General features: G+C 61.8%; 21 protein-coding genes. 12 read left to right on the forward strand and 9 right to left on the reverse strand.

The window, feature by feature from the left end:
* Positions 1–154 precede the first annotated feature (154 nt).
* The gene (hexR, locus tag B9N88_RS15675; RefSeq protein WP_010168370.1) at positions 155–1,021 is read right to left on the reverse strand and encodes a transcriptional regulator HexR; all 867 of its coding nucleotides are present in this window, start codon (positions 1,019–1,021) and stop codon (positions 155–157) included.
* A gap of 161 nt (positions 1,022–1,182) precedes the next feature.
* Complete coding sequence (locus B9N88_RS15680; RefSeq protein ID WP_027608219.1) at positions 1,183–4,056, reverse strand: EAL domain-containing protein; 2,874 nt, start codon at positions 4,054–4,056, stop codon at positions 1,183–1,185.
* Between the two features lie 279 nt (positions 4,057–4,335).
* On the opposite strand from B9N88_RS15680, the gene uvrD reads away from it, so the two are divergent.
* The 3 genes from uvrD to B9N88_RS15695 all read left to right on the forward strand — a co-directional run bounded on the left by uvrD (position 4,336) and on the right by B9N88_RS15695 (position 8,119).
* The gene (gene uvrD, locus B9N88_RS15685) at positions 4,336–6,519 is read left to right on the forward strand and encodes a DNA helicase II (protein ID WP_027608218.1); all 2,184 of its coding nucleotides are present in this window, start codon (positions 4,336–4,338) and stop codon (positions 6,517–6,519) included.
* A gap of 189 nt (positions 6,520–6,708) precedes the next feature.
* Complete coding sequence (locus B9N88_RS15690; protein WP_027608217.1) at positions 6,709–7,578, forward strand: Tim44 domain-containing protein; 870 nt, start codon at positions 6,709–6,711, stop codon at positions 7,576–7,578.
* A gap of 133 nt (positions 7,579–7,711) precedes the next feature.
* Positions 7,712–8,119, forward strand: a complete 408-nt coding sequence (locus B9N88_RS15695) for an SMI1/KNR4 family protein (protein ID WP_017739032.1) — start codon at positions 7,712–7,714, stop codon at positions 8,117–8,119.
* Between the two features lie 75 nt (positions 8,120–8,194).
* Here the strand turns inward: B9N88_RS15695 and B9N88_RS15700 are convergent, their stop codons facing one another.
* Positions 8,195–9,958, reverse strand: coding sequence for a cation:proton antiporter (locus B9N88_RS15700; protein WP_027608216.1), 1,764 nt, complete (start codon positions 9,956–9,958; stop codon positions 8,195–8,197).
* Between the two features lie 291 nt (positions 9,959–10,249).
* Here B9N88_RS15700 and B9N88_RS15705 point away from each other — a divergent pair, with 291 nt between their 5' ends.
* A complete protein-coding gene (locus B9N88_RS15705) occupies positions 10,250–10,735 on the forward strand; it encodes an acyl-CoA thioesterase (protein ID WP_003177014.1) in 486 nt (161 codons plus the stop codon).
* 54 nt (positions 10,736–10,789) lie between these two features.
* Here B9N88_RS15705 and pdxY read toward each other — a convergent pair whose 3' ends face one another.
* Positions 10,790–11,662: a pyridoxal kinase PdxY gene (gene pdxY, locus B9N88_RS15710; RefSeq protein ID WP_027608215.1), complete on the reverse strand. Its 873-nt coding sequence runs from the start codon at positions 11,660–11,662 to the stop codon at positions 10,790–10,792.
* 117 nt (positions 11,663–11,779) lie between these two features.
* Here pdxY and B9N88_RS15715 point away from each other — a divergent pair, with 117 nt between their 5' ends.
* Positions 11,780–12,175, forward strand: coding sequence for a DUF3301 domain-containing protein (locus B9N88_RS15715; RefSeq protein ID WP_027608214.1), 396 nt, complete (start codon positions 11,780–11,782; stop codon positions 12,173–12,175).
* Here B9N88_RS15715 and B9N88_RS15720 read toward each other — a convergent pair.
* The 4 genes from B9N88_RS15720 to dksA are packed head-to-tail and all read right to left on the reverse strand — an operon-like array spanning position 12,169 to position 15,457.
* A complete protein-coding gene (locus B9N88_RS15720; protein WP_027608213.1) occupies positions 12,169–13,131 on the reverse strand; it encodes a CobW family GTP-binding protein in 963 nt (320 codons plus the stop codon). The genes B9N88_RS15715 and B9N88_RS15720 overlap by 7 nt on opposite strands.
* A gap of 44 nt (positions 13,132–13,175) precedes the next feature.
* Positions 13,176–13,820 carry a DUF1826 domain-containing protein gene (locus tag B9N88_RS15725; RefSeq protein WP_027608212.1) on the reverse strand — a complete coding sequence of 215 codons (645 nt, stop codon included), beginning with the start codon at positions 13,818–13,820 and terminating at the stop codon, positions 13,176–13,178.
* Entirely contained in the window at positions 13,820–15,025 is a 1,206-nt protein-coding gene (zigA, locus tag B9N88_RS15730) for a zinc metallochaperone GTPase ZigA (protein ID WP_027608211.1), read from the reverse strand. The genes B9N88_RS15725 and zigA overlap by 1 nt, the downstream gene beginning before the upstream one ends.
* A 27-nt stretch (positions 15,026–15,052) precedes the next feature.
* A complete protein-coding gene (gene dksA / locus B9N88_RS15735) occupies positions 15,053–15,457 on the reverse strand; it encodes an RNA polymerase-binding protein DksA (protein WP_027608210.1) in 405 nt (134 codons plus the stop codon).
* A 126-nt stretch (positions 15,458–15,583) separates the two neighbouring features.
* Here dksA and B9N88_RS15740 point away from each other — a divergent pair, with 126 nt between their 5' ends.
* Positions 15,584–15,952, forward strand: a complete 369-nt coding sequence (locus B9N88_RS15740; RefSeq protein WP_027608209.1) for a hypothetical protein — start codon at positions 15,584–15,586, stop codon at positions 15,950–15,952.
* On the opposite strand, the gene B9N88_RS15745 is transcribed toward B9N88_RS15740, so the two are convergent.
* Positions 15,949–17,160, reverse strand: coding sequence for an N-acetylmuramoyl-L-alanine amidase (locus tag B9N88_RS15745; protein WP_027608208.1), 1,212 nt, complete (start codon positions 17,158–17,160; stop codon positions 15,949–15,951). The two genes, B9N88_RS15740 and B9N88_RS15745, sit on opposite strands and share 4 nt — an antisense overlap.
* Before the next feature lie 127 nt (positions 17,161–17,287).
* Here B9N88_RS15745 and folE2 point away from each other — a divergent pair, with 127 nt between their 5' ends.
* From folE2 to B9N88_RS15775, 6 genes are read left to right on the forward strand one after another with little or no spacing between them, the layout of a single operon-like run.
* Positions 17,288–18,178: a GTP cyclohydrolase FolE2 gene (folE2, locus tag B9N88_RS15750; RefSeq protein WP_027608207.1), complete on the forward strand. Its 891-nt coding sequence runs from the start codon at positions 17,288–17,290 to the stop codon at positions 18,176–18,178.
* Entirely contained in the window at positions 18,175–18,843 is a 669-nt protein-coding gene (locus B9N88_RS15755) for a metal ABC transporter ATP-binding protein (protein ID WP_027608206.1), read from the forward strand. The genes folE2 and B9N88_RS15755 overlap by 4 nt, the downstream gene beginning before the upstream one ends.
* Positions 18,843–19,709 (forward strand): metal ABC transporter permease, encoded by an 867-nt coding sequence (locus B9N88_RS15760; RefSeq protein WP_027608205.1) that lies wholly within the window; start codon positions 18,843–18,845, stop codon positions 19,707–19,709. Before B9N88_RS15755 ends, B9N88_RS15760 begins: the two co-directional genes overlap by 1 nt.
* 11 nt (positions 19,710–19,720) lie before the next feature.
* Complete coding sequence (locus B9N88_RS15765; RefSeq protein WP_027608204.1) at positions 19,721–20,599, forward strand: metal ABC transporter substrate-binding protein; 879 nt, start codon at positions 19,721–19,723, stop codon at positions 20,597–20,599.
* A complete protein-coding gene (gene hisI / locus B9N88_RS15770; RefSeq protein ID WP_027608203.1) occupies positions 20,596–21,009 on the forward strand; it encodes a phosphoribosyl-AMP cyclohydrolase in 414 nt (137 codons plus the stop codon). The genes B9N88_RS15765 and hisI overlap by 4 nt, the downstream gene beginning before the upstream one ends.
* Complete coding sequence (locus B9N88_RS15775; protein WP_027608202.1) at positions 21,006–21,566, forward strand: gamma carbonic anhydrase family protein; 561 nt, start codon at positions 21,006–21,008, stop codon at positions 21,564–21,566. Before hisI ends, B9N88_RS15775 begins: the two co-directional genes overlap by 4 nt.
* Positions 21,567–21,569: the final 3 nt, after the last annotated feature.

Below are 21,569 nucleotides of genomic sequence, written 5' to 3' on the forward strand. Positions count from 1 at the left end.
GTTACAGGACGATGAATCTTCCGGATAGGTAGACAAACCAAATGTGGGAGGGGGCTTGCTCCCGATTACGGTACATCAGCCGATTTCTCTTTGACTGACCCACTGCTATCGGGAGCAAGCCCCCTCCCACATTTTGAGCGTGTATGGCCCTGGATCAGTCGTCGAGGGCTTTGACGGACTTGGGCGACAACCGCAGGCTGCGCAAGCTGCGCTTCACGCTCTTGAGGTGGTTGACCAGGCTCGGGCCCCGCGCCATGGCAACGCCCATGGCCAGCACGTCGATCACCACCAGGTGCGCGATACGCGACGTCAGCGGGGTGTAGATCTCGGTGTCTTCGTGCACATCGATCGCCAGGTTGACCGTGGACAGCTCCGCCAACGGCGTCTGGCTCGGGCACAAGGTAATCAATGTCGCGCCGCTTTCACGCACCAGGTTGGCGGTGATCAGCAGGTCTTTGGAGCGGCCCGACTGGGAAATGCAGATCGCCACGTCGGTCGGCTTCAAGGTCACCGCCGACATCGCCTGCATGTGCGGGTCGCTGTAGGCCGCGGCGGTGAGCAGCAGGCGGAAGAACTTGTGCTGGGCATCGGCAGCCACGGCACCGGAAGCACCGAACCCGTAGAACTCGACGCGCTGGGCCTGGGACATGGCGGTCACGGCCTTTTGCAGCTCTACCGGGTCAAGCTTCTCGCGCACCTCCATGAGCGTGTGCAAGGTGGTGTCGAAGATTTTCAGGCTGTAATCGGCGACGGAATCGTCTTCGTGAATCGCAAACTGGCCGAAGCTCGCGCCGGCGGCCAGGCTCTGGGCCAGCTTGAGCTTCAAGTCCTGGAACCCGGAGCAACCGATGGCGCGGCAGAAGCGCACGATGGTCGGCTCGCTGATGCCCACGCTGTGGGCCAGGTCGGCCATGGAACTGTGCATCACGGCCGCAGGGTCAAGCAGCACGTGATCGGCAACCTTGAGTTCCGATTTGCGTAACAGGTGGCGCGACTGGGCGATATGTTGCAACAGGTTCAAAGGGCAGGACTCTTGTTATTGGCAGGGCCAGGGATGTAGCAAGCTTGTAGTTATACTACAAGAATTGCCGTTTTGCCCGCCCGATGCATCACTAAATCGCCCTGATGCCCTTTGAATCAGCGGGCAGCTGCCTTGTAGCCATATGGGCGTGCGGACTGTCTTCAGGGAAAATCTGCATTGTTGCGTAACAAATCTGCCAGCCCTTCGGCCTCCATCGGCCGACTGATCAGGTAGCCCTGCACCTCATCGCATCGTTCTGTACGCAGGAAATCCAGCTGCTGCTGATCTTCCACGCCTTCGGCCACCACCTTGAGCGCCAGACCGTGAGCCATCGCAATGATCGCTCGGGTAATGGCGGCGTCTTCCCGTCCCTGGCCGAGGCCGCGAATAAAGGTCTGGTCGATCTTTACGTAATCCACAGGGATACGCTTGAGGTAACTGAGGGATGAATAGCCGGTGCCAAAGTCGTCGATCGCCAGCTTCACGCCCAGGTCGCGCAGTTGCTGGAAGGTCGCAATGATGTGTTCAACACTGTCGAGCAACTGGCTCTCGGTCAGTTCCAGTTCGAGGTATTGCGGGTCCAGGCCGGTCTCTTCCAATACCTGGCGCACCAGGCTGACCAGCTTGCCCTGGCGCAACTGGTGCACCGAGAGATTCACCGACACGCGGATCGGTGGCAGCCCCTGGCGCTGCCACTCACAGGCCTGCCAGCACGCCTGGCGCAGCACGAATTCGCCCAGCGGTACGATCAGGCCCGTTTCTTCGGCCAGGCCGATAAAATCGCCTGGCGGCACCATGCCCCACTGCGGATGCTCCCAGCGGATCAGCGCTTCGGCAGCGTCAAGCTTGCCGGTGGCCAGGCACAGTTTCGGCTGGTAGAACACCGTGAGCTGACGCTCATCGATGGCTTTGCGCAGATGGTTTTCCAGCTGCAAACGCTCCAGGGTGCTGGCTTGCAGGCTGTCGGTGTAGAACTGGAAGTTATTGCCGCCCAGGTGCTTGGCGTGCTGCATGGCCATGTTCGATTGACTGACCAGCGCGGAAATTTCCCGCGCGTTATCCGGCAACAGGCTGATCCCCATCGACGCACTCACCACCAACTCATGCCCTTCTACCGTCACCGGTACCCGCAGCTTGGCCAGCAGCCGCGTGGCCACCCGTGCCAGGCTCGACAGGTTGCCGTAGGCGTCGAACAGCACGGCGAACTCATCGCCGGACAAACGCGCGATGGTATCGGCCTCGGGCAAGGCATTGATCAACCGACGGGCCATCTTTTGCAGCAACTGGTCGGCCACTTCATGGCCCAGGCTGTCATTGAGCAACTTGAAGCGGTCGAGGTTGATATGCAGCAACGCCAGGCTGCGCCCGCCTTGGCGTACACGCTGATGGGCCTCGCGCAGCCGTTCGCGGAACAGCGAGCGGTTGGCCAGGCCGGTCAACTCATCGTAGTGGGTGAGGTAGCGCATGCGCTCCTCGGATTCGCGCCGCGCTGACAGATCGGCGAAGAAGCCCACGATATGGCTGACCTTTCCCCGAACATCACGCACTACATTCAGTTGCAGCCACTGCGGGTACAACTCGCCGTTCTTGCGTGTTTCCACCAGCTCACCCTGCCAGGTGCCATGGCTGAGCAAGGCTTGGCGGATGACCGGGAAGTGGCGCCGGGCATCACGGCTGCTGGGCAGCTCCACGACGTTGCGGCCGAGCATATCGTCGATTTCAAACCCGGTGACACGGCTGAAAGCCTGGTTGACCGCGATCAGCGCGTAATCCGGGTCAAGGATCACGATGCCTTCGCTGGCTGCCTCGAATACGGTCGAGGCCAACCGCTGCTGCTCTTCCAGGGCCTTGCCGGCGCTGATGTCGCGGCGGGTGCCGAGCATTCGAATCACTCGCCCGCTGGGTGCACGCTCCACGGCGCGCCCGCGGTCTTCGATCCACACCCAGTGGCCATCGCCATGGCGCACGCGGTATTCCACCTGGTAATCCTCAGTGCGCCCCTTGAGGTGCTCCACCAGTGCCCGCTTGAGCAGCGGCAGGTCGTCGGGGTGCAGGCGCGGCTTGAGGTGGCCGAGCATGGCCGTGACGTACTCGGGCTCGAGGCCGAACAGCTCTTTGAGCTGGGTGTGGTGAACCTCATCGGTTTGCAGGTTCCAGTCCCACAGGCCCAGCTCACTGGCTTGCAGGGCCATGGCCAGGCGCGCCTCGCTTTTATTCAGGGCCAGGCTGGCGGCGTCCAGTTCCTGGCTGCGTTGCGCCACGCGGTCCTGCAGGCCGATTTGCGCATCCCGCAGCTCCTGCTCGACCTGACGCCGCTGCTCGACTTCGCGCACCAGATCCTGATTCAGTTGCTCGCTGCGTTGCTGCGCCTGCTGCAGATGCTCGATCAATGCCTGGTTCTGGAAGCGCCGCAACAGCCCACGCTGGATCAGGCGGTTGACCTGCCACGCTACCACGCTCAGGGAGGCCAGCAGGATCAGGCCGAGCACACCCCAGCCCTGTTGCTGCGGGGCGCCATTCCAGAACAGATAGGCAATGGCCGGCACCAGGCACGGCAAGGCAAAGGACAGGAACGCCGGAAAGCTCACGGCGTAGGCGACACTGGCTGACAGCGTCGCCGCCCCGATCAGGCCGAACACCCAGGCCTGTTGGATAAAGCTGTCCACCGGCACCAGGGCAATGGCCGCGGTGGCCAGGGTCAGGCCACTGACCGCCGAGCCGAGCATGAACATGCGCCGCCAGATCGGTTGGGCCTGGCGGCTGGGCATGGCCGAATCAAAGGCCGCCACCTGGATCACGCGCATGGCCACCAGGGCCAGCAGCCACACCAGCCAGATGCTGTCGAGCAGGTATTGCCTGGGGTTCCACAGCAGCCAGGCGCAGACCAGGCCGTTGACCAGCATTAATAAGGTGGGCAGCAACGAGCCCTGATAGAGCAGGCGTGTGCGCTCGACCGCCATCTCGGTAGCGTAATGTTTGCGGATAACCTGCGCGGGCGCCGCCGAGGGGCCGAGCAGGTCGGTGCTGAGAGTCATAGGCAGTGTTCTTATAATGGTGAGCCCGAAACGTCGACGGAGCATACACAAGCAAGCGCTTGGGCCAAACTGCTCCAGATCATAAAAGTCACCCTGTGAACAGCCGCAAACCTTGGGGCCAGACCCCTTGAGCGAGGCCCGGCGCGGGCTGTGGCCCATGACTTACCGGTCATCAGCCCTGCCAGAATGTTTGCCCGGCCGGGACCACGCGAGACGTTTTGCGTCGACCACCCGGCATTGGGATTTGCCCGAGCCCCCTTAGGCCCATAGAATGCGTCGATGCGCGATGATCTCTCTCTTTTGCTGAACTCCCTCAACGATGCCCAACGCCAGGCCGTAGCGGCCCCCGTTGGCCGTCAGTTGGTCCTGGCCGGTGCCGGCTCCGGTAAAACCCGAGTGCTGGTGCACCGTATCGCCTGGTTGATCCAGGTCGAGAACGCGTCCCCGCATTCGATCCTGTCGGTGACTTTCACCAACAAGGCCGCTGCCGAGATGCGCCACCGCATCGAGCAGTTGATGGGCATCAGCCCGGCCGGCATGTGGGTGGGCACCTTCCACGGCCTGGCGCACCGCCTGTTGCGGGCACACTGGCAGGAAGCGGGCCTGGCCCAGACCTTCCAGATCCTCGACAGCGATGACCAGCAACGCCTGGTCAAGCGCGTGATCCGCGAGCTGGGTCTCGACGAGCAGCGCTGGCCGGCGCGCCAGGCCCAGTGGTTTATCAACGGCCAGAAAGACGAAGGCCTGCGCCCGCAGCACATCCAGGCCAGCGGCGATTTGTTCCTGGCTACCATGCGCAGCATTTATGAAGCCTACGAGGCGGCCTGCGCACGCGCCGGCGTCATCGACTTCTCCGAGCTGCTGCTGCGCGCCCTCGACCTGTGGCGCGACAATCCGGGTTTACTGGCCCATTACCAGAAACGCTTCCGTCACATTCTGGTGGACGAGTTCCAGGACACCAACGCCGTGCAGTACGCCTGGTTGCGCCTGCTGGCCAAGGGCGGCGACAGCCTGATGGTGGTGGGCGACGACGACCAGTCGATCTACGGCTGGCGTGGCGCGAAAATCGAGAACATCTACCAGTATTCCGAGGACTTCCCGGACGCGGTCACCATCCGCCTGGAGCAGAACTACCGCTCCACCGCCGGCATCCTCAAGGCCGCCAACGCCTTGATCGCCAACAACACCGGGCGCCTGGGCAAAGAGCTGTGGACCGACGGCGGCGAAGGCGAGGCGATCAACCTGTATGCCGCGTTCAACGAGCACGATGAAGCGCGCTACGTGGTGGAAACCATCGAAAGCGCGCTGAAAACCGGCCTTGCCCGTAGCGATATTGCGATTCTGTACCGTTCCAACGCCCAATCGCGGGTGCTGGAAGAAGCCTTGCTGCGCGAGCGCATCCCGTACCGCATTTATGGCGGCCAACGCTTCTTCGAGCGTGCGGAAATCAAGAACGCCATGGCTTACCTGCGTTTGCTCGAAGGCCGTGGCAACGACGCGGCACTGGAGCGGGTGATCAATATCCCGGCCCGTGGCATCGGCGAGAAAACCGTCGAGGCGATTCGCGACCACGCGCGCCATGCCGATGTGTCGATGTGGGAGTCCATGCGCCTGCTCATCGCCAATAAAGGCCTGACCGGCCGTGCTGCCGGGGCGCTGGGGGTGTTTGTCGAATTGATCGAGAACCTCGCGGCCAAGTGTTCGGAAATGCCCCTGCACCTGATGACCCAGACGGTGATCGAGCAATCCGGGCTGATTGCCTATCACGAAGCGGAAAAAGGCGAGAAAGGCCAGGCCCGGGTAGAAAACCTCGAGGAACTGGTCAGCGCCGCCCGCGCGTTCGAAAACACCGAGGAAGACGAAGAGCTGACCCCGCTCGCCGCCTTCCTCGGCCACGCATCCCTGGAAGCCGGCGACACCCAGGCCGATGAGCATGAAGACAGCATCCAGTTGATGACCTTGCACAGCGCCAAGGGCCTGGAGTTTCCGTATGTGTTCCTGGTGGGCATGGAAGAAGGCCTGTTCCCCCACAAGATGAGCCTGGAAGAGCCCGGCCGTCTTGAAGAGGAACGCCGCCTGGCCTATGTGGGCATCACCCGCGCAATGCAGAACCTGGTGATGACCTACGCCGAGACCCGACGCCTGTACGGTAGCGAGACCTACAACAAGGTGTCGCGCTTCGTACGTGAAGTGCCGAAGGGACTGATCCAGGAAGTGCGCCTGTCCAACAGCGTCAGCCGTCCGTTCGGCGGGGGCCAGCAGCAGAACTCCAGCAGCATGTTCGCCGGTTCCGAGATTCCGGAAACCCCATTCAGCCTGGGCCAGCAGGTCAGGCATGCGATCTTCGGCGAAGGCGTGATCCTCAACTTCGAAGGCGCCGGTGCCCAGGCTCGGGTACAGGTGAACTTCGCCGAAGGCAGCAAATGGCTGATGATGGGCTACGCGAAGCTCGAAGCGGTCTGAAACATTTGCCTACATGAAGGTTATTGGCCCGCCCTTGTTTTTAATGAGCGCGGGCCAATATCTGTAATACGTCCTACAGACCATTCTGTTTCGGTCTTACGCAAAAGCCCGAAACATTATGTCGCTAGCCACTGTCACTACACCTGTGCAACATGGCGCGCGTGCAATCCACAAATGGGAATTCCCTTTATGAAACGTTTTCTTAGCATCGCCATGGCGTTGTGCATCGGCCTGACGATGAGCCTCGACGCCAACGCCAAACGCTTCGGTGGCGGCAAAAGCTCGGGCGCGGCTCCGACTCACCAGACCAGCCAAATGGCTCCATCCGCCGGTGCCGGCGGTGCTGCCGCTACCGCAGGCGCAGCCGGTGCTGCCGGCGCCGCTGCCAAGGCCGGCGGTGCTTCGCGCTGGTTGGGCCCGCTGGCCGGTATCGCGGCCGGTGGCCTGCTCGCTTCCATGTTCATGGGCGGCGGCTTCCAGGGCATGCAGATCTTCGACATCCTGATCATGGCGGTCATCGCCTTCCTGGTCTTCCGTTTCATCGCCGCCCGTCGCCGCAAGCAGCAGGAGCACATGGCTCCGGCCGGCGCGCCGATGCAGCGTGAAGTGTTCGAGCAGAAGCCAGCCATGGGTTCGATCTTCGGTGGTTCGGCAGCGCCTGCCGCAGCCCGCCCGGTGATCAACGCACCGGCGTGGTTCAACGAAGAGCGTTTCGTCGAAGCGGCCCGCAGCCACTTCCAGTCCCTGCAGCAGCACTGGGACGCCAACGAAATGGACAAGATCTCCGAGTTCGTGACCCCGCAACTGCTGGAGTTCCTCAAGCGCGAACGCGCCGACCTGGGCGACGGCTTCCAGTCGACCTATATCGACGACCTGCACGTGCAACTGGAAGGTGTGGATGATCGCGCCGACAAGACCATCGCAACATTGACCTTCAGTGGCGTGTCGAAGACTTCGCGTTTCGACCAGGGTGAAGCGTTCAGCGAAAGCTGGAACATGGAACGTGCCCAAGGCGACAACCAGCCATGGCTGGTCGCCGGTATCCGCCAGAACGGCTGATACCCACGCGCTTGAGCAAGCCGTAACAAAACCCCGGACCTGTCCGGGGTTTTCTATTTCACGGTTGCACTTATGGCGAGCTACTGTATAAAACGCCCCTATAAACCGCGCCATCAGCAAGAGGATCCCGGCCGTGGAAGAAATCATCGAACAATTGCGTGAAGCCAATGAACCGGTCCCGGTTCCTCTGGAGTTGCCTGACGAAGATCAACTGGTGGAAATCGAGGAACAGCTGTTCATCGACATCCCGTTTGTCTTTCGTGAATTCCTGCTGACCGTCAGCGATGTGGTGTACGGCAGCCTGGAGCCGGTGACCGTCACCGACCCGCAATCCCACACCTACCTGCCGGACGTGGCTGCCAACGCCTGGGATGCCGGTGTTGACCGCAGCATGATCCCGATCTGCCAGGACGGTGACGATTACTACTGCGTCGAAGAAGACGGCACCGTGGTGCTGTGGTCCGGCGAAGAAGAACTCGTCACCGAAGAGACCTGGGAATCGGTGTGGCACTGGGCGCGGGACGTCTGGCTGGAAAGCTGACACCTACCCCCCGTGGCGAACGGGCTTGCGGTGGTGAGCGGGCTTGTCCCGCGCCGGGCCGCGTAGCGGCCCCCACTAGTGCTCCGGCGTATCCTTATGGTTATCCAGCGTCTCCAGCAAGGCGACCTGCATCCGCGTATGCACACGGATGAACCATCGCCAGAGCACCGCAGCCACCGCCGCCGTGACCACGGCAATCAGCACCAGCAACTTGTTGGTCGGCAGAATACTGGCCGACAAGGCTGCCAATAGCACAAAGATCACCAGCAGCGACAAAATCGGGATCAGCTCCGCAATCACCCGTCGCACACGCTGGGTATGCCGCCCGGCCATTTCCGGCTTCACACTCATCTCCGCCAGCAACATCGACAGCGCCTTGAGCTTGCGGTACGCCGCAATCAGGAACGGCAGCGACAACAGCAATGCCCCACCCCAGATCAACGCCTTCTGCCAGCTTGGATCACTGATCCAACCTTCCAGATACCCACCAATGCGCACCGCGAAAAAGCTTCCGGCGAAGAAAATCGCGATCACCAGCGCTAGGTTCACGCCCACCTGCAGGATGATCTTGCGGATCATCGACGCCAGCATTGCGCCCTCGCCTTGCGGCTGAATACTGCGCAACCATTCGCCGTACATGCCGAACACCCGGCTCAGGCGCTTGGGCATCACGGCGGCGATCTTCAATGACAAAGGGTCGGCGCCGCGAATCAGGTACGGCGTGAGCAGCGTCGTAATCGCCGAAACCGCCACCGCTACCGGATACAGGAAGTCGCTGGTCACCTGCAAGGTCATGCCCAGCGCGGCGATAATGAAGGAAAATTCGCCAATTTGTGACAGCCCCATGCCTACGCGCAGTGAGGTACGGCCGTCATTGCCGGCGATAAAGGCGCCCAGGCCGCAGGACAGCATCTTGCCCAGCACCACGGCCACGGTGATCACCGCGATCGGCCAGGCGTATTGCAGGAGGATCTGTGGGTCGATCATCAAGCCGATCGCCACGAAGAAAATCGCGCTGAACATGTCGCGAACCGGCTCGATCAGGCGCTCGATCTTAACCAATTGCCGGGACTCGGCCATGATCGCACCGATCAGAAACGCCCCCAGCACCATGCTGTACTCCAGTTTGACCACCAGCAGGCAGAAACCGAAACACAGGCCCAGCACGGTGATCAGCAGCATTTCGTTGCTTTCGAACTTGGCCACGTAGGCCAGCAGGCGCGGCACCAGCAAAATACCGATGACCAACGCGACGATCATGAACAGCGAGAGCTTGCCGACCGTGGAGAACACCTCGCCGGAACTCACCGTACCGCTGACGGCGATGCTCGAGAGCAAGGCGATGATGCCGATGCCGAGGATGTCTTCCACAATCAGCACGCCAAAAATAAGTTGGGCGAAGCGCTGGTTTTTCATCTTCAGGTCATTGAGTGCCTTCACGATGATGGTGGTGGAGGAAATCGCCAGGATCGCGCCGAGGAACAGCGAGTCCATGGTGTTCCAGTCGAACCAGCGGCCAATCTCGTAGCCGATCCAGATCATCAGGATGATTTCCAGGAAGGCTGCGATAAACGCCGTGGCCCCCACCTTGAACAGCTTGCGCAGGCTGAACTCCAGGCCCAGGCAGAACATCAGGAAGATCACCCCCAGCTCGGCGAGGGTCTTGATGGTGTCTTCGTCGTGGATCAGGCCGAACGGCGGGGTGTGCGGGCCAATGATGAAGCCGGCGACGATGTACCCCAGCACTACGGGTTGCTTGAGGCGGTGAAACAGGACGGTGACCACCCCTGCCACCAGCATGATCACGGCCAAGTCCTGGATAAAGCTGATGGCGTGCATGGTGAGGGGCTCCTTGAGGGTACTGGCGCTTTTCCCACTTCCGCACGCGCCTTTGAAAAATCGCAAAGTGCGGAAGGAAAAGTCTGCCTTGATCGTAAGAAATGCCCTGAGATGGGCTTTTGAAGGTTAACACCGCGACTTCCGCCGGAAAGCCGGTGCAATATATGGAAACAGATCGGTGAACGCGTGACGGCAAGCCGCCCACCGGCGTCCCGTAAGGGATGGCGCTGCAAAGATCCCAGCACCCGCAGAGGTGCCCCCCAACCAATGCCTACAACCCGTGAGTGTGCTATGGAACCCGGAAACGCCCAGCTGTCGATGACGGTATTGATGACCCCTGACATGGCCAACTTCTCAGGCAATGTCCACGGCGGCACCTTGCTCAAGTACCTCGACGAAGTGGCCTACGCCTGCGCGAGCCGTTATGCCGGTCGCTATGTGGTGACGCTGTCGGTGGATCAGGTGATTTTTCGCGAGCCGATCCATGTCGGCGAGCTGGTGACATTCCTTGCATCGGTCAACTACACCGGCAATACGTCGATGGAAGTGGGCATCAAGGTGGTGACCGAGAACATCCGCGAGCGCTCGGTGCGTCATACCAACAGCTGCTTCTTCACGATGGTGGCCGTGGACGACCAGCGCAAACCCGCTGCCGTGCCACCGCTGCAACCCCATAACAGTGAAGACAAGCGCCGGTTCGTGCAGGCCCAGCAGCGCCGGCAGATCCGCCAGGAACTCGAGAAGCGCTACCAGGAAATCAAGGCTGACGCGCTGTAAGTCCAACCAAAAATGGGGGAGGTTTGCCCCCCTCCCACATTGGGTTCTGTGTACTTACAGGCTGATCGGCGTCGCCTCGAAACGTACGCGAGGATGGGCGATGCGGTCCTGGGCGCGGACCAGTTCCAGCTCGTAACTGGCGCAGGCCTGGGTTTCCAGCAGCACTTCGTGCACCGCCGCGGCCGTGAACTCAAAAGCCGCCAACAGACTGTCGCCCAGCAACACCCGCGCCAGGAACAGCCCCGACGTCAGGTCGCCCACGCCCACCGGCTGGCGCGGGAACGCCAGCAGCGGCCGACGCAGGTGCCAGCTGCCCTCAGCGGTTACCAGCAGCATCTCGAAACCATCCGGCAACTTGCCCGGGTAATCCAGGTGCTTGACCAGCACCGCCTTCGGGCCACGGGCCAGCAATGCCTTGGCCATGCCCAGGCAGTCGAACAGCGATTGCGGCTTGCGCCCGGCAAAGCTGTCCAGTTCCAGTTGGTTGGGGCACAGGAAGTCGGCCATGGCCGCCGCTTCATCCAGCAGGAAATCGCTGACCTCCTGCGGCACGATGCAGCCCTTTTCCGGATGGCCCATCACCGGGTCGCACAGGTACAGGGCCTTGGGGTTGATGGCCTTGATGCGCGCCACACCGGTAAGAATCGCGCGGCCCTGATCCGCACTGCCCAGGTAGCCAGACAGGATCGCATCGCAGTTGCCCAGCTCGCCGATGGCGGCAATGCCTTCCACCAACGCAGGAATCTGCTGCGGCGCCAGCACTTCGCCCGCCCACTGACCATACTGGGTATGGTTGGAGAACTGCACCGTGTTCAGCGGCCAGACGTTCACCCCGACCCGCTGCATGGGGAACACGGCGGCGCTGTTTCCGGCGTGGCCAAAGACCACATGAGACTGGATCGCAAGCAGATGAGGTGTGCGTTTCATGCAGGAGATTTCCGTAAAGCCATTGAAATTCTGGCCGCGCAGTATGCGACTAAACGCAGCCTGTACGACAGACCGACGACACAGTTAAGCTGCTCTCACTTTGTTGGAGTTTTTCGCATGCTGACCCTGGGAAACATCTTCGTGTTGATGCTGCTGGCGACCGGCGCCGCCTGGGTATGGCACAACCACGGCCTGCGAGAGCGGGCGTTGGCGCGGGTCAAGCAGCATTGCGCCAAGCTCGATATCGAATTGCTCGACGGCGCCGTGGCGTTGAAGCGCATCGGTTTTGTGAGGGATGCCAACGGTCGGCGACGTCTGGCGCGTATCTACAATTTCGAGTTCACCGTCACGGGCGAGACCCGTCACAGCGGGACCATCACGCAATTCGGCGCCCACAGCGCGCAGATCGAACTGGCGCCCTACCCGTTCGAGGTCAAGGAAGCACTGCCCAGCGCCAATGTGATCGAGCTGAGCCAATGGCGCCAGGACCACGCCACCAAGAACCGTCAGTAACGGCAGGCGGCCAGTGCAGCCTGCAACGCGGCTACGTCCTGGGGTGCACTGAAGATCAATTCGATACGTGAGTCGCGACGCCATTCGCTGGGTTGCCAGGTCAGCGGGCTGTTATCCACAGCGTTGGCCGAGATCCATCCATCACGGCTGTGGATAACCAGTTTGGCGCGGCGCCACTCAAGGGATGTCAGCCACAGGTGCAGACGCTCGGAATCGAATTGCTGGCTCGGGTGCCAGCGCCAACCGATACTCCAACCGCCCTCCTGGACCTGGCTCAGGCAGATCGGCGATGCTGGATCGCTCCAGATAGCCGGTAATTGAGCCAACCCCTTGGGCACTGCGAAATTATCCACAGCCGCTTCAGCCTGCGCATTCAAGCCTGGCAGTTTGCCGAGCGGCACGTGCGCCTGGCGCGTCCAATAAATATCGCGGTCGGGTAGCTGTCGTTCGACGGCCTCGCGTTGCGCAGCATCCAACCCCTCATCCTTGTTCAACACCAACAGCCCGGCACTGGCCAGCGCTTCCTGCTGCGCTGGCGGCAAGGGTTTGCCCGCTGCCAGCGCCTGGGCATCCAGTACCAACACACAGGGCTGAACCGCCAGCACCTGCTGCCACGGCGCTTCGCGCAACTGCTTGAGCAACTGTGCAGGATGGCCCAGGCCCGAGGGTTCGATAAACAACCGATCCGGCTTGGCCTTACGCAGCAACCGGCCCAGGCCGACCTGGAACGGTGCGCCATTCACACAACAAAGGCAGCCACCGGCGACTTCACCCAGGGCAATGCCATCGTCACCCAGGCTCAGCAATGCCGCGTCCAGGCCGATCTGGCCGAACTCGTTGATCAACACCGCCCAGCGCTCGTTGGCCGGGCGTTGGGCAAGCAGGTGCTTGATCAGGCTGGTCTTGCCGGCGCCCAAGGGCCCGGCAATCACGTGGGTGGGAATGTTCTGCAGCATGGGTGCCATCTTTCGGACCGTGTAGAGGGTTTGATCCTACGCGGTTACGCGAGCCAATCCAGCGTCAGAATCAATCGGCGCTCATCCGCTTTCAGCGCGGGGGAGCGATGGATCAGGCCGTGATCTTCGTTGCCATGCCATTTGCTGCCTTTGAGCAGGGCCACTTCACCGCACTGGATCTGTTCGATGCGCTCACTCGGTTCGGCGTCCGGTTGGCTGAGCTTGCGGCGGTCCATCACCCCTTCGCGCAACCACTGGCTGCCGATGCCGGCATAGGTGGTGATCAGCCGTACCGGCACATGGTCAACGTGAAAACGCGGGCACATGGCTTTATCCAGCAGCCGCAGGCGCACACCGATGCGCTTGGCGCCGAGCAGGCACGCAAAGGCGCTGACCAGCCACGACACATCGGCGACAAAACCTTCGTAGCCTTCAAGATCGCGGCAACTGGATGCCAGACCGCACAGGTTCGGCTCGGCGTCTTCGTTGTTGAGTTCGATCACCAAGGACTCGGCCAACGGCTCATTGAGCGCCACCAGCAAGGCGCCGAACTCGGCAATATGCAACGGCAATTGGCGCTGCCACAGCGCCAGGTTCACGCCGTCTTCGAGAATATCGGACAGCGCCAGCGGGGTTTCACCACGGGTCTGGCGAACCATCGGGCGCAAAGGGATAAGCGGTGCCAGCATCAGGCGGCCTCTTCATACCAGGGACCAAACGGATCAGCCAGCAGGCGCCAACCTTCGACACCCAGGGCCAGTTCTTCATCGGTGAGCAAGCACGCGTCCAACTCGGCACGCATCCGCGCGAAGTCGATGTTTTGTCCGATAAACACCAGTTCCTGACGGCAGTCGCCGGTACTGAGCTGCCAGTTGCCCATGATGGCGGCGACGCTTTCTTCGTCCTGGGGCCATTGGCTTTTTGGCACAAAGCGCCACCAGCGTCCGGCAAAGCCATGGCGCATCAAGCCACCGGCCTGGGACCAGCTGCCCGCATCCTGGTGCTTGCTGGCCAGCCAGAAAAAGCCCTTGGAACGCAGCAATTTGCCGTTGACCCAAGGCCGGTCGATAAAGTCGAAGAAGCGTTGCGGGTGGAAGGGCCGACGTGCGCGGTAGGCCGTGGAGGCGATGCCGTACTCTTCGGTTTCCGGTACATGTTCACCCCGCAACTCCTGCAACCAGCCCGGCGCCTGCGCGGCACGTTCGAAGTCGAAGCGGCCGGTGTTGAGGATCTTGTGCAGCGGCACCTCGCCCATGACCATCGGGATGATTTCCGCCTGGGCGTTGAGACGTTCAAGGATCGCCATCAGTTCCTCGCGCTCATGGCTGCTGATCAGGTCGATCTTGCTGATCAGGATCACATCGGCGAATTCGATCTGCTCGATCAACAGGTCGGTGATCGAGCGTTCGTCTTCCTCACCGAGGGTTTCGCCCCGTGAGGCTAGGCTTTCGGCAGCCTGGTAGTCGATCAGGAAGTTCATGCCGTCGACCACGGTGACCATGGTGTCCAGGCGCGCGATGTCGGCCAGGCTTTGCTCGTTTTCATCACGGAAGGTGAAGGTTTCAGCCACCGGCAACGGCTCGGAGATACCGGTGGATTCGATCAGCAGGTAATCGAAGCGACCTTCCTTGGCGAGTTTTCCGACTTCTTCGAGCAAGTCTTCACGCAAGGTGCAGCAGATACAGCCGTTGCTCATCTCCACCAGTTTTTCTTCGGAACGGTTGAGGGTAACGTCGCGCTGTACCTCGCTGCCGTCGATGTTGATTTCGCTCATGTCGTTGACGATCACCGCCACGCGCAGGTTTTCGCGGTTGCGCAGGACGTAGTTGAGCAGCGTGCTTTTACCGGCGCCGAGAAAGCCGGACAACACGGTAACGGGGAGACGATTGGGCATCAGGTAATCCTCATCAGGGTTGGCCGGTCAAATCGCCCGTTTATGGCGTTCGCGCAGCTCTTCACGTTCTTTGGCTTCGATACACAGGGCGGCGGTGGGGCGCAGCAGCAGGCGTTGCAAGCCGATGGGCTCGCCCGTTTCGCGGCACCAGCCGTATTCGCCGCGGGCGAGCAGTTCGAGGGCGTCGTCGATTTTGTCGAGCAGCTTCTTTTCCCGCTCCAGCAAGCGCAGTTGCCACTGGCGCTGTTCTTCGGCGCTGCCCACATCGGCCGGGTCGCTGTTGGGCTCCTGCTCGCGCAGCACCAGGAATTCGCCCTCGATGCGCGCTTGAAGTTCATGGCGCTGAGTCAGCAGCAGTTCGCGGAAAAAGCCCTGCTGGGCTTCATTCATGTAGTCGGCGGGCGGTTGGGCCAGCAGGTCTTGTTCGGTCATGGGGAGCGGTTCACGGGTCAGGCTGCGCATTTATGTTATAGTATAACAATACAAATAAGCCAATCCCCCTTGCTCATTACGATGAAGGGCGCAATGCTTGAACACTTCCCAGCCCCGAGCCCCCCTATGAAATACCTGGTGTGCGCCCTGTTACTGGCAGTCGCAGGGCCTGCCTGTGCCCAAGCGCCAAGCTTGCTGGCCACGTGCACGCGCAGCGCCAACCTGTTGGCCTGTGTGGACCCCCTGGGCAATGCCTACAGCGTGGCTACGGTGGGCACCACCACGTATTTGCGTGGTTTCGAGGTGATCGGGAAACGTTATTGGGCACAAACCAACAGCCGCTACGGGCAACTGACGTTCTTTACCGGCCTGGCGTCGGATGGAGAGGCATGGGTCGGTTACACACGGCGCGTGGGCTGGACTACGATCAACCGGTTTTCCAGCTCCGGTGGCGCCACTGCCAAATTCACGTGCAGCCGAATTACCGGCTGTTAGGCCTGGGCATTCTTCTGTTCCTGAACCCAGGCCATATAGCTGTTCATCGGCGGGTTCTTCTGGAAGTAATTTTTCAGGCCTTCGAACAAGCCATCCGCAACCGCTTGTTGATGACGCGCCGTCACCAGGCGCTGGGCGTCCTGGGCATTGGAGATAAAGCCGGTCTCCACCAGGATCGACGGCACATCCGGTGACTTGAGCACCGCGAACCCCGCCTGTTCCACACGCTTCTGATGCAGGCTGGTGATGCTTTGCAGACTCCCCAGCACCGAGCTGCCCAGTTGCAGGCTGGAAGCGATGGTGGCGTTCATCGACATATCAAGAATCACCCCGGCCAGCATCGGGTCCTTATCCTTGAGATTGAGCAACGTGGTGGCGCCCAGCAAATCCGCGCCGTTTTCACGCTGGGCCATAAAGCGCGCCGTGGCCGAGGTCGCGCCGCCCTCCGACAGCGCATACACCGAGGCGCCCGAGGCCGTGAGCCGTGGCGCGGCATCGGCATGCACCGAGATGAACATATCGGCCTTGTGCTGACGGGCGATGTCCACACGCTTGCGCAGCGGCACAAAGAAGTCGTCGTTACGCACCAGTTTCACGTCAAAACCCTTTTCGCGCTTCAAGCGCTTGGCCAGCAGTTGGGCGATAGACAGCACCACGTCTTTTTCGCGCTGGCCCTTGGACCCGACAGCGCCGGGGTCTTTGCCGCCGTGGCCGGGGTCGACCACCACGATAATGTCGCGCTTGGGGTGCGCCTTGTTCACCGCGGCCACCAAGGGCACCGCCTCAGCCGCGATTTGACGCGGTGCACGGGTGGCGCTGGTCAGGTCCAGCACCAGGCGATGCCCCTGCCCGTCCTGAGGCGGCAATACAAAGCTGTTGAGCTGCATCGGCGCGGCCAGGTCGAGCACGATGCGCGTATCCGCCTTGCCGAAATGCCCCGAGCGAATCGAGGTGATCCCGCTGTTCTTCAGCTCAAGTTGAGAAAAGTCACCACTGAGACCGGCGCCGCTCAGGTCGATGATCAGGCGTTCCGGAGCAGTCAGGGAGAAGGTCTTGTATTGCACTGGGCCGCTAAGGTCGAACACCAGGCGCAGCTTGTCGTCCGAACGCCACAGGCGTGCATTGCGGATCTGGGTCGCGTGGGCGGCGAACGGCAAAGCAAATAAAGGGCTGGCCAGGAGCAGGTTGAGGAGCTGACGTCTGTGCATGACAAATACCGCAAATGGAGGAGCGTCCGTACTCCACATGAGTGAAAAAAGGCCGGGGCAGAAATTCATCGTCGACTCTATTGTTATACTATAACATGTCGAATTATTTCCAACGATGGACCTGCTTATGAATGCGCTGACTCTGCCGGATATTGCCGCGCAGGCTTCACGCCAAGCCTTGCCACTCGACTGGGTGGGCATGTGCGGCATCGCCCTGCCGATCCTCATTGACGGCCAACGCCTGAGCGCCAGCGCCGATGCCGGCGTCAGCCTGGACGATGGCGCCGCCCGTGGCATTCATATGTCACGCCTGTACCTGGCACTGGAGATGCTCGAACAGCAGCCCGTTACGCCTGCACTTCTGCGCAATGTACTGCAGCGGTTTCTCGACAGTCATGAAGATTTATCTAAGAACGCCTACCTGCGTCTGCACACGAATTTACTGCTGAAACGCCCAGCACTGGTCAGCCCATTGGCCGGCTGGAAGGGCTACCCGGTGAGCATCGAAGCGCGCCTGGAAAACCAGATGTTCCACGTGGAACTAAAAATTGACGTTACCTATTCTTCAACCTGCCCCTGTTCCGCCGCCCTCGCCAGGCAGTTGATTCAGCAGCAATTTCTCCAAGACTTCGGTAACACGCCGTTGCAGCATGAAGACGTGCTGTCCTGGCTCGGCAGCGCCAACGGTATCGTCGCCACGCCCCACAGCCAGCGCAGCAGCGCGCAGTTGCACGTGCACCTGCAAGGCGAGCATCTGGCGCTGACCGAGCTGATCAACGCTGCCGAAGCCGCCCTCGGCACCGCCGTACAAACCGCCGTAAAACGCGCGGACGAACAAGCCTTCGCCCTGGCCAACGGGCAGAACCTGATGTTCTGCGAAGACGCCGCCCGCCGCCTTAACCTCGCCTTGAAACGCTCGGATGCGGTCAAAGCCTTCCACCTCAAAGTGATCCACGCCGAAAGCCTGCACGCGCACGATGCCGTGGCTGAAAGCCGCTGGACGAGAAACCCTGCATGATCACCTGCACCGCTTTACGCTGGGGCGCCCCTGGCCAACCGCTCACTCCCGCCGTGGATTTCACCCTGGAAAAAGGCAGCCTCACCGGCGTGATCGGCCCCAACGGCTGCGGCAAAAGCAGCCTGCTCAAAGTCATCGCCGGCCTGCAAAAACCGTTGGCGGGCAAAGTGACCGTGGATGTTCCACGCCGAGGTGGCCTGTCGTTCCTGCCGCAGCAACAGCACCTTGACCGCCAGTTCCCCATCAGCCTGCAAGAACTGGTCGCCGCCGGCTTCTGGGGCACGCGCCTCACCCCGCAGCAAAGAAGCGAGCGCCTGCAAAAAGTGTTGGAAGACTGGTGCCTCAGTGGCCTGGAACAGCGCCCGCTGATGGCGTTGTCAGGCGGCCAACTACAACGCGCATTGCTCGCTCGCATGAGCCTTGCCGAGTCGCCAGTGTTACTGCTTGACGAGCCCCATGCCGCTCTGGACGAAGAAGGCCAGGCGCTGTGCTGGAGCCATATCCACGCCTGGCACGCCGAAGGCCGGACGTTGGTGGTGGTGTGCCATGACCTGGCTTCCGTACGCCAACACACCCAACAAGTGGTGCAGATCAAAAGCAGCGGCTGCGTGTTCGGTTCCAGCAAAGAGTTGATCCGCCCGCAGCCGCACATGCAGGTGGCCTGATGCACTTCGCCGCCCACCTGTGGATGCCTTTCCTCGACTTCGTCTTCATGCGTCGCGCCCTGATCGGCGGGCTGGTGCTCGCCTGCAGCACCGCTCCGCTCGGCGTATTTCTGATCCTGCGCCGCATGAGCCTGATCGGTGACGCCGTCGCCCACGGCATATTGCCCGGCGCCGCACTGGGCTTCTGGTTCGCGGGCTTGAGCCTCCCCGCGCTGACCATCGGCGGCCTGGGCGCTGGCCTGGGCATGGCCGGCCTGTCGGCGTGGATCACCCGCCGCACCGGCCTGCGCGAAGATGCCAGCCTGGCGGCCATCTATCCTATCTCCCTCGCCGCCGGCGTATTGATCCTGGGTCTGGCCGGCAAGCGCCTGGACCTGCTGCACCTGCTGTTCGGCTCGGCCCTGGCCGTCGACGAAACCACCCTGACCGGCATGCTCTGGGTTTCCGGGTTCAGCCTGATCGCCATGGCGCTGATCTACAAACCGCTGCTGCTGGACACCCTCGACCCGCTGTTCCTGCAAACCGTCAGCCGCCTTGGCCCCCTGGCCCACGGCTTGTTCCTGACCCTGGTGGTCCTGAACCTGGTGATTGGCTTCCAGGCCATCGGCGCCTTGATGGTGGTGGGTTTGATGATGCTGCCGGCCATCGCTTCACGCTTCTGGAGCCGGCGCCTGCCGGTGTTGATCGCGGTATCGGCGGTGCTGGGATGCCTGTCGGTGTGGTTGGGTTTATTGCTGTCGTTCTACTTCTCGCTGCCCAGCGGCCCGGCGATTGTGCTGGTGGCTGGCGGTGGGTACCTGCTGTCCGTGGTCTTCGGTCCGGTGCACGGCTTGCTGCGCCGCCCGCCTTTGCTTACATCCCAATGAGGTGTTTCCCGATGCGCGCTCTACTCGTGCTGTTCAGTCTGCTGCTGCCGTTGTCGATGGCCCAGGCCGCCGACAAACTCCAGGTGGTTACCAGCTTCAGTATTCTCGATGACATCACCCACCAGATCGGTGGCGACCACATCCAGATCAGCAACATGGTCGGCCCCGACGCCGATGCCCATACCTACGAACCCACCCCTGACGACGCCAAGGCGCTGCTCAAGGCCAAGCTGATCATCAAGAACGGCCTGGGCTTCGAGCCGTGGCTGGACCGCCTGGTGACCAGCACCGAAACCAAGGCCACGGTGGTCACCGCCAGCAAAGGCGTGATTTCCCACACCATGGAGGAAGACGGCGAAACCATCCCCGACCCGCACGCCTGGCACAACCTGGCCAACGCCGAAATCTATGTGAACAACATCACCAAGGCGCTGGTGGCTGCCGACCCGGCCAACAAGGCCGACTACCTGCGCAACAGCCAGGCCTACCTGAAAGAAATCTACCGCCTGCTGGCCGAAGCCAAGACCAAGTTCGGCGCGCTGCCGCCGGGTAACCGTCGCATCGTTACCTCCCATGACGCCTTCGGCTACCTGGGCCAGGCCTATGGCATCCAGTTCCTCGCGCCGCAAGGCCTGTCCACCGAACGTGAACCGTCGGCCGCCGAAGTCGCCGCGCTGATCACCCAGATTCGCAAGGACAAGGTCAAGGCCGTATTCATGGAAAACATCAAGGACTCGCGCCTGCTCAAACAGATCGCCGATGAAAGCGGCGCGCAGATTGGCGGCACGCTGTACTCCGACGCCCTGGCCGCAGAAGGGCCGGCGAGTTCCTTCACCGGGCTGTTCGAGTACAACCTCAACACCCTGTGCGCAGCATTGAGCAAGCCATGACCCTGAGCATGCTCGAACTGGAAGGGGCTGCCGTCGGCAGCCGCTTTCCACTCGCCGCCGTGCTCGACGCCCTGCCGTGGAACAGCGACGGCCTGATCGCCGCCATCGCCCAGCAACACGGCAGCGGCGAAGTGCTGATGCTGGCCTGGATGAACCGTCAGGCCCTCAACGAAACACTGGATACCGGGCAGGTCTGCTATTGGTCGCGCTCGCGTCGACAGCTGTGGCGCAAAGGCGAAAGCTCCGGCCACTGGCAACAGTTGGTGGAAGCGCGCCTGGATTGTGACGGCGACGCGGTACTGCTGATCGTCGACCAGCAAGGCCCGGCCTGCCACACCGGCCGCCCCACCTGTTTCTACAACGCCATCGACGGCGCCTACGTTCACATCATGACGGAGCCAGTTGCATGATCCGCAAGAACCCTTCCGGCGATCTGCCGGTGATTGCCGAATCGGCCTACGTCGACAAGACCGCGATCATCTGCGGCAAAGTCATCATCGGCGAGAACGTGTTTGTCGGCCCCTACGCCGTGATCCGCGCCGACGAAGTCGACGCCGGCGGCGCCATGGACCCGATCACCATCGGCGCCAATTCCAACATCCAGGACGGCGTGGTCATCCACTCCAAGTCCGGCGCCGCCGTGACCATCGGCGAATTCACATCCATCGCCCACCGCTCCATCGTCCACGGCCCCTGCACCGTCGGCGACCGGGTGTTTATCGGTTTCAACAGCGTGCTGTTCAACTGCGCCGTCGGCGATGGCTGCGTGGTACGCCACAACTCGGTGGTCGACGGCCGTGATTTGCCCGCCGCCTTCTACGTACCCTCCACCACCCGCATCGGGCCGAATACCGACCTGTCGCAATTCCCGCCGGTGAGTGTCAGCGCCTCGGAGTTTTCCGAAGACGTGGCACGTACCAACGTCGACCTGGTGCGCGGTTACAAAGCCCTGCAAAACGAGTTCTGAGCC

This window comes from Pseudomonas sp. LAMO17WK12:I1, from assembly GCF_900177315.1.
GTDB classification, from domain to species: domain Bacteria; phylum Pseudomonadota; class Gammaproteobacteria; order Pseudomonadales; family Pseudomonadaceae; genus Aquipseudomonas; species Aquipseudomonas marginalis.

Excerpts from the sequence above, each read along its gene's own strand:
- B9N88_RS15740 (WP_027608209.1), top strand. The coding sequence starts at position 15,584 with ATGAAATACCTGGTGTGCGCCCTGTTACTGGCAGTCGCAGGGCCTGCC.
- pdxY (WP_027608215.1), bottom strand. The coding sequence starts at position 11,662 with ATGAAACGCACACCTCATCTGCTTGCGATCCAGTCTCATGTGGTCTTT.
- B9N88_RS15690 (WP_027608217.1), top strand. The coding sequence starts at position 6,709 with ATGAAACGTTTTCTTAGCATCGCCATGGCGTTGTGCATCGGCCTGACG.
- zigA (WP_027608211.1), bottom strand. The coding sequence starts at position 15,025 with ATGCCCAATCGTCTCCCCGTTACCGTGTTGTCCGGCTTTCTCGGCGCC.
- B9N88_RS15745 (WP_027608208.1), bottom strand. The coding sequence starts at position 17,160 with ATGCACAGACGTCAGCTCCTCAACCTGCTCCTGGCCAGCCCTTTATTT.
- B9N88_RS15755 (WP_027608206.1), top strand. The coding sequence starts at position 18,175 with ATGATCACCTGCACCGCTTTACGCTGGGGCGCCCCTGGCCAACCGCTC.
- dksA (WP_027608210.1), bottom strand. The coding sequence starts at position 15,457 with ATGACCGAACAAGACCTGCTGGCCCAACCGCCCGCCGACTACATGAAT.
- B9N88_RS15760 (WP_027608205.1), top strand. The coding sequence starts at position 18,843 with ATGCACTTCGCCGCCCACCTGTGGATGCCTTTCCTCGACTTCGTCTTC.
- B9N88_RS15705 (WP_003177014.1), top strand. The coding sequence starts at position 10,250 with ATGGAACCCGGAAACGCCCAGCTGTCGATGACGGTATTGATGACCCCT.
- hisI (WP_027608203.1), top strand. The coding sequence starts at position 20,596 with ATGACCCTGAGCATGCTCGAACTGGAAGGGGCTGCCGTCGGCAGCCGC.
- B9N88_RS15715 (WP_027608214.1), top strand. The coding sequence starts at position 11,780 with ATGCTGACCCTGGGAAACATCTTCGTGTTGATGCTGCTGGCGACCGGC.
- uvrD (WP_027608218.1), top strand. The coding sequence starts at position 4,336 with ATGCGCGATGATCTCTCTCTTTTGCTGAACTCCCTCAACGATGCCCAA.
- B9N88_RS15680 (WP_027608219.1), bottom strand. The coding sequence starts at position 4,056 with ATGACTCTCAGCACCGACCTGCTCGGCCCCTCGGCGGCGCCCGCGCAG.
- B9N88_RS15765 (WP_027608204.1), top strand. The coding sequence starts at position 19,721 with ATGCGCGCTCTACTCGTGCTGTTCAGTCTGCTGCTGCCGTTGTCGATG.
- folE2 (WP_027608207.1), top strand. The coding sequence starts at position 17,288 with ATGAATGCGCTGACTCTGCCGGATATTGCCGCGCAGGCTTCACGCCAA.
- B9N88_RS15725 (WP_027608212.1), bottom strand. The coding sequence starts at position 13,820 with ATGCTGGCACCGCTTATCCCTTTGCGCCCGATGGTTCGCCAGACCCGT.
- B9N88_RS15700 (WP_027608216.1), bottom strand. The coding sequence starts at position 9,958 with ATGCACGCCATCAGCTTTATCCAGGACTTGGCCGTGATCATGCTGGTG.
- B9N88_RS15775 (WP_027608202.1), top strand. The coding sequence starts at position 21,006 with ATGATCCGCAAGAACCCTTCCGGCGATCTGCCGGTGATTGCCGAATCG.
- B9N88_RS15720 (WP_027608213.1), bottom strand. The coding sequence starts at position 13,131 with ATGCTGCAGAACATTCCCACCCACGTGATTGCCGGGCCCTTGGGCGCC.